A 12,089-nucleotide genomic window follows, 5' to 3' on the forward strand; every position below is an offset into this window, starting at 1 on the left:
TCTCGAGATCCTGCTATCAGGCGCCGCTATCCCAACCCACTGATCACCTGGGCCAGCATTCGCTCGAAGGTCTCGTCGGCCTCCGGCGTTTCCGCCCCGCTCTCCGCCATCGCTTCCGCGAGATGCGGATACGCGCCCGACTCTACGGCGGCGGCCAGATAGCGCGCGTTCGACGCGACGAACTCCCGCACGTCGTCGGTCCGGCCGAGCGCCTGCTGCTGCGCGGCCTCGTAGCCGACGTGGCTGGCGACGAAGCCGCTGACCAGCGCGAAGGCCTCGGTGCGGGCTCTCGGCGGCAGGCCTGAGGGCGCCAGCAGCGCGAGCGCGTGGTCCAGGGCGCGCAGCGTGTTCGGGCCGAGCGTGCGGCGGCCGGTGAGGGCGACCGGCAGCCAGGGGTGGCGGTGCATCAGTGCTCGCTGCTCGCGGGCGAAGGCGGCCAGGTCGGCGCGCCAGTCGCCGGTCGGCAGGGGCAGCGGCTGCTCGCCGGTCACGGCGTCGATCATCAGCTCCAGGAGCGCGTCCCGCTCGGACACGTACGTGTAGAGCGACATCGTGCCCGAGCCCAGCGCCGTCGCCACGCGGCGCATGGTCAGCGCGGACAGCCCTTCGGCGTCCGCCACGCCGACCGCCGTGGCGACGACCGCCTCCCGGGTGTGCGCCGGCGGCCGGCCTCGGTGGTGGCGGCGCTCGGACCACAGCGTTTCGGGATCCACGCCTTGATTCCCCTGGTTCGTTCGGCCTCTGACCCGGTCTGACCCGGTGATCGTCGAGATCGGTTGCACAGACAATCTTGCCAGCTCTATTCTCGTACACAGTACGAGAAGCCACCCGAGAACTTGCCGAGGACTTGCCGAGAACTTGTCCGAGAACCAGGAGACACCACGATGAAACTCCCGCTCAGCACCCGCATCGCCCGCCGCACGCTCGCGGCGCTGCCCGCGCCGCGCTACGCCGTGTCCTATGAACCCCACCTGCCGGTCCCGATGGCCGACGGCGTGGAATTGCTGGCCGACCACTACTACCCGGAACCCGCCACGCCGCAGGACTTCCCGACGCTGCTCGTGCGCTCGCCGTACGGCCGGGGCTTCCCGTGGGCCGCGCTGTACGGCGTCGCCTTCGCCGAGCAGGGCTTCCACGTGCTGCTCCAGAGCTCGCGTGGGACAGCCGGTTCCGGCGGGGTCTTCCAGCTTTGGCGCGACGACGGTCCGGACGGTCAGGCGACGATCGCCTGGCTGCGCCGTCAGGCATGGTTCGACGGCCGGCTCGGGCTGGTCGGGCCGAGCGCGATGGCGTACGCGCAGTGGGCGCTGGCCGCTGAGCCGCCGCCGGAGCTGAAGGCGATGGTCGTGCACGTCCCGCTCCACAACCCGCACGGGTTCTTCCACCGGAACGGCGTGTTCGCCCTCGAAGACGCGCTGATCGCGGTCACGGCCGTCGCGACACAGCACCTCGGCGTGCGCCGGTTCCTCGGTGCAACGCTGCGGCTAGCCAGGGGGATGAAGCGGATCGTCCGGTCCGAGTCGCCGATCGAGACCTATGGACAGGTCATGGGCAGGAGCCCAACCTCGCTCACCGGCGCGGCGGCGCATCCTGATCCCGGCGACGGTTACTGGCAGGGCACGGATCTCCTGTCCGCCGCCGACGGTCTGGAAGTCCCGACTCTCGTGGTCAGCGGCTGGTCCGATGTGGCTCTCGACCAGGCGCTCCAGCAGTACGGCCGGTTGCCCGCCGGATACCGGTCGCTGCTGATCGGACCGTGGACGCACACCACCGCGTTCCAACGCGGCGTCGGGAAGATCTTCGGCGAGTCCGCAGCGTGGCTGCGCGGACACCTCGTCGATCCCGCACCGCCGAAAGAGCGAATCCAGGTAGCGCTCGGCGGCACCGACGAGTGGCGCGACCTGGCAGCATGGCCTCCTGCCGCTGTGCCGGTGCCCTGGTATCCGCACCCTGAGGGCGGACTGATGCGCGAGCCGCCGGGGACGAACGTGGCAGCGGGAACGGTGCACTACAACCCGGCGGACCCGACGCCATCAGTCGGCGGCAGCGGTCTGACACAGAAGTCGGGCATCCGAGACAACACAGCGCTGGAGCAGCGCAACGACGTCCTCATATTCACCAGCACGCCGCTGACCGCCGCGATCGAGGTGATCGGCACGGTAGCGGCCGAGATCCTGGTCGATCCCGGCATCGGGTCATCGTCCGCAACCCTATTCGTCCGACTCTGCGACGTGGACGAGCGCGGCCACTCATGGAACGTCTGCGACGGCATCACGCGGGTGGTCAGCACCGACTCGAGCTCCCAGCCAGCCGCCGTCACCGTCGCGATGTCCTCCACAGCCCACCGCTTCCTCCCCGGCCACCGAATACGCATCCAGATCAGCGGCGGCGCCCACCCCCGCTTCGCCGCCGCACGCGAGGCCTTCCGCCTCGAAATCCGTCCCGGCTCCGCCATCGTCCTGCCGGCAGCCTGACCTCACTCACTTGCGAGGGCGGCGAACTCGGGGCTCGCGTCACAGTGCGGAGAGCGCGGTCCGGACGCCGGCTTCCACGGCGTTCTTGTCGCCGAGGCCGCCGGCGACGGCGATCCCGTCGCGGACCAGCAGGAGCAGATCGGCCTTGTGGTCGGCGTCGGGACGGTCCGCGGTGGTGAGGATGTCGCGCATCAGATCGCGGTACCAGGCACGGTAGTCGTCGACGAGGTGGCGGACCGGATGGCCGGGATCGGCGAACTCCGCGGCCGCGTTGAGGAAGGGGCAGCCCCGGAATCCGGGTCCGACGCTGACCTCGGCGAGCTTGTCCAGGATGGCTTCGATGCGCTCGAGACCGACCCCCGGGACGCCGGAGAACACGTCGCGCTGGCGTCCGTACTCGGCGGTCAGATAGGCCAGGACCAGCTCTTCCTTGGACTTGAAGTGGTGGTAGAACGTCGCCTTCGCCACCTTGGCGTCGGCGATCACCCGATCGACCCCCACCGTGTGGATGCCCTCTGTATAGAAGAGCAGGGTGGCGGTCTCCAGGACACGGGCACGGGCTGAACTCACACACTTGACGGTAGCAGACAGATCTGTCTAGTGTAAGCAGCGAACCAGACAGACAGATCTGTCTAGTCGCCACCGGCAGGAATGCCGGTTCCGCACCTTGGAGGCCCGCTCATGAAGCCCATCTACACCGCCGTCGCCACCTCCGTCGGCCGCGAAGGCCGCTCCTTCACCGACGACGGCAAGCTCGACCTGAACATGACGTTCCCGCAGTCGATGGGCGGCAACGGCGAGGGCACCAACCCCGAGCAGCTGTTCGCCGCCGGCTACTCGGCGTGTTTCGCCAGCGCGATGCAGCTGGTCGCCAAGCAGCAGGGCGTGGACGTCTCCGAGGCGTCGGTGACCGCCGAGGTCACGCTGAACAGCCTGGACGGCGGCGCCTTCGGCCTGTCGGTGGTGCTGCGCGCCGAGCTCCCGGAGGAGCTGCACGGCGAGAAGGGCAAGGCCCTGCTGGACGCCACCCACCTGGTGTGCCCCTACTCCAACGCCACGCGCGGCAACATCCCGGTCGAGATCGTCGTCGAGTAGGCGGCGGGCGGGCCCCGCGCTCCTGCTTGTACCTCTCGATGACTAGGCGACTACTTGGCACCGCCCTTGAACGGTTCCTCGCCGGGCTTGTCGGCGCGGAACCGCAGGGCGGACCAGACCTCGTCGATCGCCACCTGCCCGTTGGACCGCATGCCGAAGGGCACGACGATCGGCCACAGGCTGTCCCGGTTGATGTCCGTCCGATTGGCCTTCGGGTAGGCGATCCAGACCACCGGCGGCTTGGTGATGGCGTCCTTGTTCACGGTCAGCAGAGCCCGCACGGAGTCCGCGTCGTCGGCGTAGAGCACTGCGACGTCGGCCGACGCCAGGTCCTCGGCGCGGTCCGCGCCCTCCGGCAACTCGCCGACCCCGGCGAGCCGGTCGGGGTGCGAGGTCCAGACGGAGCAGCCCGGCTTGATGGCGAGCTTCTCGGCGACGGTCTTGGCGGCCATGGGATTCCTCCGGCGGTTCGGGGCGGTCGGATCGGTCGCGTGCTTGCTTCGTTCAGAGCGTGGAGCGCCGTGTCCGGCTCCCAGCACACCAGACGACACGGTCCCGCGAAACTCATCGGCGCCGGTCCCCCTTGCGGGAACCGGCGCCGATGAGCGCTCGGACGTCCTGTCCGGACGGCTGGTGACCTCAGCCGACCATCATGTCCCGCTCACGCAGGGCAAGGACGTCGAGCTCGTCTTCGAGTTCCTCGGTGAGCGTGGACTCGACCGCGGTGCGGCGGCTGCGCAGCAGACCGCCGGCCAGGATCAGGAGCCCGCCGAGCGTGGCCACCGCGACGAACACCAGGACCGGCCGGTAGCTGGCCAGCACCTGTGCGTTGGTCTGGGCGGTGCTGCCGCCGTTGGCGGCGATGACCGCGGTCGAGGCGGCCAGCACCACCGTGATGCCGACCTGCAGCGCCGTGTTCAGCAGCCCGGAGACCAGGCCCTGCTCCTCGTCGGCGACACCGGAGGCGGCCTGCACGTTGATCGCCGGGAAGGCCAAGCCGAAGCCCAGGCCCAGCAGCACGATCGAGGGCAGGATCACCCACCAGCTCGGGGTCTCGCCGATCCGCAGGAACTGCAGGTAGCCCAGCGACAGGGCGGCGAAGCCGGCGACGCCGACCCGAGCCGTGCCGTACTTGTTCAGGACGTCGGCGATCTTGAAGCTGGCGACCAGGACGATCAGACCGGCCGGCAGGAACGCCAGGGCGGTGTGCAGCGCGCTCCACTTGGACAGCGTCTGCAGGTACTGCGTCACCACGAACTGGAACGAGGCGTAGCCGCCGAACATCAGGCCGCCGCCGATCAGCGCCCGGATCAGGGACGGCGAGCGCAGCACGCCGAGCCGGACCAGCGGATTCGCCACGCGCAGCTCGGTGACGACGAAGCCCGCCGCCAGCGCGACCGCGGCCACGAACGTGCCGATCGTGACCGGTGCGAGCCAACCGACCTGCGGGGCGCGGACGATGCCGAAGACCAGCAGCAGCACCGAGCCGGTACTGGTCACCGCGCCCAAGATGTCGTACCCGCCGCGGGCCTCCTTGGCCACCGGCTGGTCGCGGTGGATCAGCTTCACGCCGGCCACCAGGATCAGCGCCGCGACCGGCGCCGGGACCAGCAGCGTCCAGCGCCATCCGACCTCGGTGAGCAGGCCGGAGAGCACCAGGCCGAGCGAGAAGCCGGCGGCGCCGCAGGTGGTGTAGATGCTCAGAGCCCGGTTGCGGTCCGGTCCCTCAGCGAAGGTCGTGGTGATGATGGACAGGCCCGCCGGGGCGGTGAACGCGGCGCTGATCCCCTTCACGAACCGGGTCGCGATCAGCAGGCTGCCGTCGTCGACCAGGCCGGACAGCAGCGAGGCGACCGCGAAGACCGCCAGCGCGATCAGGAACACCCGGCGCCGGCCGAGCAGGTCCGCCGCACGTCCGCCGAGCAGCAGGAACCCGCCGTAGCCGAGGACGTAACCGCTGACGACCCACTGCAGGGAGGAGGTGGACAGGTTCAGGGACTCGCGGATCGACGGCAGCGCCACGCCGACCATCGAGGTGTCGAGGGCATCGAGGAACAGGGCGCCGCACAGGACTATGAGGGCGCCCCACAGGCGGAGCGGCCAGCGTCCCGACGAGACGGACTCGCCAGGCCGCAGGGTTGTTGAGGTGTCGCTGTGGCTCATGCGTTGGAGATTACATGCACGTGCACTTAATGCGCAAGCAATTTGTGCGGCGGCACTTTGTGCCGGAGAACCTTGTGCGCCGGAACCTTGTGCGCTCGCACGTGTTATCATGTGCCCATGGAGTCCGAGTCCCTCCTCGAGCGAAACCTCGTCGACCAGTGGCGAGACCTCGTCGCGCGCAAGACCCGCGTGTGGAATGCCTTGGAGCTGGAGCTCGACCGGCGGCACAGCCTGTCGGCCAGCGAGTTCGAGGTACTGGACACGCTGTCGGAGTACGACTGCGCCGACCCGCCCCGCGTCCAGGAACTGGCCGCCCACGTCCCGATCACGCAGAGCGCCCTCTCCCGCATGATCGGCCGCCTCGAGACCCAGAACCTGGTCACCCGCACCCTGTGCAACTCCGACCGCCGAGGCGTCTTCGTGGTCCTGACCGACGAGGGCATGCAGCGCCTGGCCGAAGCCCGCCCAACCCACCGCGCGGTCCTCGCCGCCGAGCTGAGCGCCGCCCCGCCGACCCCCGGCGACACCGTGGCCACGACGAGCGCCGACGCGGTGCTGGTCGAGAGCGGGATGCACGGCGCGTAGGCGCGGGCACAGGCGGAGGGCACAGGCGAAGGCTGCGGCCGAGCACAAGCCGACGGGTGCTGGTCGAGAACGGCGGGCATGATCGCAGGCGAAAGCAGGCGCCACACATCAGCCCGCGCTGAATACGCGCTGGTCCTGGTCGAGAACGCCGACCATGAACGCAGGCGAAGGCACCCGCGAAAGGTCAGCCCGCGCTGAATACGCGCTGGTCTTGGTCGAGAGCGGCGGCCATGAACGCAGGAGAAGGCAGGCGCCGAACTTCAGCCCGCGCTGAATGTGCGCTGGTTCTGGTCGAGAGCGGCGAGCATGGCGCGTGGCCGTAGTCAGCGCAAGGTTGCCGCAAAGTCGCCACAGGGCCGCCGCCAGGCCTGACCGGCCTTCCTGCACTCCCGCCAAGACCCCCGCCGCGCCGCTCGAACCCGCGGCGTAGATTCGGGGCATGCCGACCGAAGCCGTAGTGCGTGCCCCTGCCCTGGACCGTCCCGAACTGCTCGCCGCGCCGGTCGCGGGCGCGCTGCGTGCCTTGCCGGCGTTGGCGGCGCTGGTCGAGGTGGCGCAGATCGATCCCGGGCTGGCTGATACCGAGGCGTTCTGCGCCGCTTATGGTGTGCTGCCCGAGGAGTCCGCGAACTGCGTGATCGTGGCGGCCCGGCGTGGTGAGGAGACCACGTATGCCGCGTGCATGGTCTTGGCGACCACGAAGGCTGATGTCAACTCCCTGGTGCGCAAGCACCTTGGGGCGCGCAAGGCGTCGTTCGCGCCGATGGACACCGCGGTGGAGCTCAGCGGCATGGAGTACGGCGGCATCACGCCGATCGGTCTGCCCGAGGGGTGGCCGGTCCTGGTCGACGCGGCGGTGGCCGCGGCGCCGGTCGCCGTGATCGGGTCCGGGATCCGCGGCTCGAAGCTGTGGCTGCCGGGCGCCGCGATCGCCGAGTTGCCCAGAGCCCAGGTCCTCGAAGGGCTCGGCGTCCCGCGCTGACGTGTGAACCAGACGGGTTCTGGACCGCCCCACGGACCAGAACCCGTCTCACCACTACAACGTCATGAGTACGGCGATACGTTGCTGTCAGAATCCACACTTTCCCTCGGATGCCGGAGGGATCTTCGGCCGAGCGAGACGATGAATCGCTAAGAATCTTGATTCGCTGTCTTATCGTCTCGCCGATCAGCGGCTACGGTGGGACCGGTGGACATTCTCAGCGACGCCCTCGACGCGCTGCGCACCGGTCGCCCCGGAGTCGCGCGCACCGAAGCCCGAGCGCCGTGGGCCATCCGCTACCGGCCGGTCGCGGGGGCGGGATTCCACATCGTCGCCGAGGGCGCCTGCCATCTGGTGCCGCTGCACGGCCAGCCGCTCGCGCTCAGCGTCGGCGACATCGTCTTCCTGCGGCGCGGGAGCGGCCACATGCTGTGTGACACGCTCGCCACGCCGCCGGTCGACTTCATCCCGGAGCGTGCGAGCGCTGCCTCTCCCCTCGGCCGCTTCACCGTGCCCGGCGACGGCGCCGCGACCGTCCTGCTGTGCGGCGCCTACCCGCTGGACGTCGAGCGTCGGCATCCGGTCCTCGGCGACCTGCCGGACGTCATCCACCTGCCCGCCGGTCCCGGCCGGCATCCCGCGCTGCGCTCCGCGGTCGAGCAGCTCTGCGCGGAGATCCAGGCGCCGCAGCCCGGCTCGGACACGGTCGTCGCGACGCTTGTCGACCTGCTGCTTCTCTACATCCTGCGGTCCTGGTACGCCGAACAGCCGGACGAGCAGGCCCGCGGCTGGGCGGCAGCCCTCGACGACCCTCTGGTCGCCCCGGCGCTCCAGGCGATCCACGACGACCCCGGCCACGCCTGGACCGTCGAGTCGCTGGGCGAACGGGCCGGGCTCTCGCGCGCCGCGTTCGCCCGCCGCTTCGCGACCGTCGTCGGCGAACCGCCGCTGACCTACCTCACCGGCTGGCGGATGGTCACGGCCGCCCGGATGCTGCGACAGTCCGGCGACCCGCTGTCCGCGATCGCCGAGCGCAACGGATATACGTCAGAGTTCGCGTTCGCAAAGGCCTTCAAGCGGCAGTTCGGCCTCCCACCCGGTGCTTACCGCCGAGAGCTGCGCACCGCCGGGGACCCCGTCGCCGGATGATCTGAGGCGTTCGCCACACCAGGAAAACACTCAGGAATGTTGCGACACAGGGTGCTGTTTCCCCACCATGGACGAGCCGGGTCACGCCCCGGCTCTCCGGTCCGCCGGGCCGGCCGACCCCGCCATCACCGGGGCCGGTCGGTCCGGTGCCGTGTGAAGCGCACCGCCTCGACCGCCGCGCAGCCGACGATCAGCACGACGAAGAACAGCCCGATCGTCGCCGCACTCCCGACCCGCGACGGCGGGAACACGATCTGGCGCACCACGTTCAGGCCGCCCACCACAAGCACGTAGAGCCACCAGGGCGCCCGCCGCATCCCACTGTTTCCGGCCTCCATGGCTGCCTCCCGTTTTTTTAACACAGCGGTATCAAAAACAATCTAACACACGCGTGTGAGAATGGCGCCGTGCCGAAAGTCGTGGACCACGAGCGCCGACGCGCCGAACTCAGCGAGGCGCTGTGGCGAGTCGCCCTGCGCGACGGCTTCGACGCGGTGACGGTGCGCTCCGTCGCGCAGGAATCCGGCTGGTCGGCAGGGGCGCTGCGGCACTACTTCCCGGACAAGGCGGAGATGGTCCTGTTCGCCATGGACCTGGTCGTCGGCATGGCACAGGACCGGGTCCAGGAACTTCACGCGGGTGGCGGCGACGTGCCCACGGCCGAGGCGCTCCAGCAGCACCTGGAGCAGCTGCTCCCGCTGGATGCGCCCCGGCGCGTCGAGTCGGAGGTGTGGTTCGCGCTGGTCGCGCTGGCACGCTCCGACGCCCGCCTCGCTCGGCGACGGCAGGAGATCGACGACACGATCAGGGGATCGGTGGAGAGCGTCGTGATGGTGCTGGACCAGATCGGGCGCCTGGAGCACGGCCGGGATCAGGACCTGGAGACCCGTCGGCTGCACGCGCTGCTCGACGGACTCGTCATCCAGCTGACCGCCGACCCGCCGCGGCTGACAGTGGACGAAGCACGGGCGATCATGGCGAGGCATCTGGCGGATCTGGCCGGGCAGCGCGCCGACTAGCGCGGCCCGGCTCAGGCGTCACCAGTTGAACAGTTCGGCGATCCCGGCGAGGCCTTCGAAGGTGGAGCGCACCCGCCTGTTCAGCAGGAGCCAGTACGCGCCGGTCCAGAACGGCGGGAACTTCGGATACAGCGGCTGGAACAGGCGGTACTTCGAGCCGCCCGACGCCAGGACCTTCACCAGCGAGTACCAGATGAGGCCCACGCCGCACAGCACGAAGTGCACGACCAGCGCCACCGGGGTCAGCAGCCAGCAGGCGACCCAGTAGAGGCCGACCGCCACGAACGCGAGGGCTATGAAAGGGCTGAACAGGACGATGAAGAAGATCGCCCAGCGGCTGCGCTTCTTCTTCGGCTTCTTGCCCGCCTGCGCTTGGTCAGGGCCTTGCGGTTGGCCGGGGAACTGCGGCGGCTGGCCGTAGGGCTGGCTTGGGAACTGCTGGCCGGGCACTTGCTGACCAGGACCCTGCTGACCCGGATACGGCTGCCCCGGAACCTGCTGACCCGAGTATGGCTGCTGACCAGGACCCTGCTGGCCTGGATATTGCTGCTGCCCCGCATACTGCTGCTGCCCTGCGGGCTGCTGTCCCTGGTACTGCTGCGGCGGAGCCTGCGGATACGGCTGTTGCTGCTGCGGATAAGGCTGCGGCGCACCGTACTGCTGCTGCGAATACGGCTGTTGCTGCTGCGGAGGCTGCTGCCCGTACGGATTCTGGTACGGCTGCTGCGGCGGCGGACCCTGATACCCCTGCTGCTGTGGCGGCGGCGCCTGCTGAGGCGGCGGCTGCTGGTAGGGATACGGCTGCTGGTTCGGCTGCTCGGTCATCGGTTTCCTCCCCCGTACGGCTGACGAGCAGGTGACAGAGTACCCGCGACTCCTCTGATGTCCATCGGGTGTTCACCGCACGAAGGCGCCGACAGCCGAGCTGCCGGCGCCGTCCATCGCTCCCGTTACGACTTCTGCAGCGGCTTCGCCAGGTCCCCGTCGGTCTGCCGGAAGTTGTCCGCCGCGTTCTTCAGCATCTCGGACAGGGCCTTCAGCGATCCGTCGATCTCCGAGCGGCCGTCCTTCCACCCCGACGAGAACGAGTGCAGCGCGTCCTCGACCTGCGAGGCACCCATCTGTCCGTCGTACTGGTGCGTCCAGTCGCGTGCGGCGTTCATCCGCGTCCGGATGGACTCCAGCTGACCGCTGAAAGTGTCCAGCGCGTCGACGTCCACAACTAGATCCGGCATTGCACGCCCCCCTCGTGTTCAAGCCTCCACGTCCATGACCAGTGTATAAAAGCACGGATGACTGCGGAAACCCCGTATGTTCTCCGCGAACGATCTCACTGGACGATCCGGTGCGCGGCCGCCACCAGAGCTTCGCGAGCCGCTGGAACACCGCCCGCGACCAGCACACCGTCCCGCTTCAGCACCCGGCCGTCCACGATGACGGTGTCGACGTTAGCCGCGTGCGCCGACGAGACCACCGCGCCGACCGGATCATGGTGCAGCGGCACCAGATTCGGCGCGTCAGCGCGAAGCAGCACCAGGTCGGCTCGCTTGCCGGGACGGAGCGAACCGACGCGGTCGGCCAGCCCGAGGGTTTCAGCGCCGCCAAGCGTCGCGGCACGGAGCACGTCGGCAGGACTCGGACGTGGGCCCTCTCCCAAGTAACCGGTGACGAGAGCCGCGCGCATCACCGTAAACATGTCGCCGGCGGTGGCGGTGACCACGTCCACCCCGAGGCCGTACCCGATCCCGGCGTCCCGGAGCCGGCCGATCATCGGCGCCCCATGGCCCATCTGTGCCTCGACCGCCGGCGCGATCGCCACCGATCCTCCGGAGGACGCGATCCGCCGCAGTTCCTCGTCCGGCAGCGAGTTGCCGTGGACGTAGACCGTGTCCGCGGCGATCAAGCCCTCGCGCTCCAACGTCTCGATCGGACGCTCGGCGACCGGACCGGCTCCGACGTGCACCGCGATCGGCAGATCCAGTTCGCGCGCCAGCTGCCAGTCCTCGCGCACCGCCTCGATCGGCGAGTACGAAGGACCCATCGGCGACAACGCCATGGTCAGCAGGTCGGCGTCCGTGGCGAAGTAGCGCTCGCGGACGCGGCGGATATCGGCGAGGTCGCGGGAGGTACTGAAGACCGGGAAGCCGTAACCGAACACCGCGCGGATGCCCGAGTCCTGGAGCGCGGAGACTGCGGCGTCGGCGTGCTCCGGCGAGCGCATCGCGTGAGCGTAGTCCTGAACCGTGGTGACGCCGGCGTCGAGACATTCGAGGGCGCCGAAGTAGGTGCTCACGCGGAGGTCGTCCGGCGTGAAGCGCGGGCCGAGCCGACCGGCGATCAGCTCCAGATAGCCGCCGAGATCGGTCTCGGTAGTGAGGGCCCGCAAAGCGGTCAGCCACAGATGGCGATGAGTGTCGACGAAGCCCGGCAAGACAACGTGGCGCGAGGCGTCGATGACCTCGGCGTCGATCGCAGCGGCTCCGGCAGCGAGCCCGACGCCGACCTCGACGATGCGACCGTCCTCGATCAGCAGGTCGACACCGGAGCGCACGGTCGGCGCGGATTCGACGTCGATGAGGCACGCGATGCCCGAGACGAGCAGGCGAGAAGTGCCCATGGAAA

Annotated in this window: 14 protein-coding genes; 6 read left to right on the forward strand and 8 right to left on the reverse strand. The window is 69.6% G+C overall.

Going from position 1 to position 12,089, the window contains the following annotated elements; genetic code table 11:
- Positions 1-26: 26 nt before the first annotated feature.
- Entirely contained in the window at positions 27-713 is a 687-nt protein-coding gene (locus tag CACI_RS42880) for a TetR/AcrR family transcriptional regulator (protein WP_015797224.1), read from the reverse strand.
- A gap of 171 nt (positions 714-884) precedes the next feature.
- Here CACI_RS42880 and CACI_RS42885 point away from each other — a divergent pair, with 171 nt between their 5' ends.
- Positions 885-2,474 (forward strand): CocE/NonD family hydrolase, encoded by a 1,590-nt coding sequence (locus CACI_RS42885; RefSeq protein WP_015797225.1) that lies wholly within the window; start codon positions 885-887, stop codon positions 2,472-2,474.
- Positions 2,475-2,513: 39 nt separating this feature from the next.
- On the opposite strand, the gene CACI_RS42890 is transcribed toward CACI_RS42885, so the two are convergent.
- Complete coding sequence (locus CACI_RS42890; protein WP_015797226.1) at positions 2,514-3,044, reverse strand: TetR/AcrR family transcriptional regulator; 531 nt, start codon at positions 3,042-3,044, stop codon at positions 2,514-2,516.
- Between the two features lie 111 nt (positions 3,045-3,155).
- Between CACI_RS42890 and CACI_RS42895 the strand changes: the two genes are divergently transcribed.
- Positions 3,156-3,569 (forward strand): organic hydroperoxide resistance protein, encoded by a 414-nt coding sequence (locus CACI_RS42895; RefSeq protein WP_015797227.1) that lies wholly within the window; start codon positions 3,156-3,158, stop codon positions 3,567-3,569.
- A 50-nt stretch (positions 3,570-3,619) separates the two neighbouring features.
- On the opposite strand, the gene CACI_RS42900 is transcribed toward CACI_RS42895, so the two are convergent.
- Together CACI_RS42900 and CACI_RS42905 are read right to left on the reverse strand one after the other, a co-directional pair.
- A complete protein-coding gene (locus CACI_RS42900) occupies positions 3,620-4,021 on the reverse strand; it encodes a hypothetical protein (RefSeq protein ID WP_015797228.1) in 402 nt (133 codons plus the stop codon).
- A 187-nt stretch (positions 4,022-4,208) separates the two neighbouring features.
- A complete protein-coding gene (locus CACI_RS42905) occupies positions 4,209-5,732 on the reverse strand; it encodes an MFS transporter (RefSeq protein ID WP_015797229.1) in 1,524 nt (507 codons plus the stop codon).
- Between the two features lie 117 nt (positions 5,733-5,849).
- Here CACI_RS42905 and CACI_RS42910 point away from each other — a divergent pair, with 117 nt between their 5' ends.
- From CACI_RS42910 to CACI_RS42920, 3 genes are all read left to right on the forward strand, one after another.
- Entirely contained in the window at positions 5,850-6,317 is a 468-nt protein-coding gene (locus CACI_RS42910) for a MarR family winged helix-turn-helix transcriptional regulator (protein WP_015797230.1), read from the forward strand.
- Positions 6,318-6,756: 439 nt separating this feature from the next.
- Entirely contained in the window at positions 6,757-7,299 is a 543-nt protein-coding gene (locus CACI_RS42915) for a YbaK/EbsC family protein (protein WP_015797231.1), read from the forward strand.
- Positions 7,300-7,506: 207 nt separating this feature from the next.
- On the forward strand, positions 7,507-8,448 hold the full coding sequence (locus CACI_RS42920) for an AraC family transcriptional regulator (protein ID WP_015797232.1): 942 nt from the start codon (positions 7,507-7,509) through the stop codon (positions 8,446-8,448).
- A 125-nt stretch (positions 8,449-8,573) separates the two neighbouring features.
- Here CACI_RS42920 and CACI_RS42925 read toward each other — a convergent pair whose 3' ends face one another.
- Positions 8,574-8,786, reverse strand: coding sequence for a hypothetical protein (locus tag CACI_RS42925; protein ID WP_015797233.1), 213 nt, complete (start codon positions 8,784-8,786; stop codon positions 8,574-8,576).
- Between the two features lie 69 nt (positions 8,787-8,855).
- Here CACI_RS42925 and CACI_RS42930 point away from each other — a divergent pair, with 69 nt between their 5' ends.
- On the forward strand, positions 8,856-9,467 hold the full coding sequence (locus CACI_RS42930) for a TetR/AcrR family transcriptional regulator (RefSeq protein WP_015797234.1): 612 nt from the start codon (positions 8,856-8,858) through the stop codon (positions 9,465-9,467).
- Between the two features lie 18 nt (positions 9,468-9,485).
- On the opposite strand, the gene CACI_RS50820 is transcribed toward CACI_RS42930, so the two are convergent.
- The 3 genes from CACI_RS50820 to CACI_RS42950 form a co-directional block, all read right to left on the reverse strand.
- Positions 9,486-10,292, reverse strand: a complete 807-nt coding sequence (locus tag CACI_RS50820) for a hypothetical protein (RefSeq protein WP_015797235.1) — start codon at positions 10,290-10,292, stop codon at positions 9,486-9,488.
- Positions 10,293-10,417: 125 nt separating this feature from the next.
- On the reverse strand, positions 10,418-10,702 hold the full coding sequence (locus CACI_RS42945; protein WP_015797236.1) for a hypothetical protein: 285 nt from the start codon (positions 10,700-10,702) through the stop codon (positions 10,418-10,420).
- Between the two features lie 95 nt (positions 10,703-10,797).
- Positions 10,798-12,084, reverse strand: a complete 1,287-nt coding sequence (locus CACI_RS42950) for an amidohydrolase family protein (RefSeq protein WP_015797237.1) — start codon at positions 12,082-12,084, stop codon at positions 10,798-10,800.
- Positions 12,085-12,089 lie beyond the last annotated feature (5 nt).

This window comes from Catenulispora acidiphila DSM 44928 (assembly GCF_000024025.1).
Taxonomy (GTDB): Bacteria; Actinomycetota; Actinomycetes; order Streptomycetales; family Catenulisporaceae; genus Catenulispora; species Catenulispora acidiphila.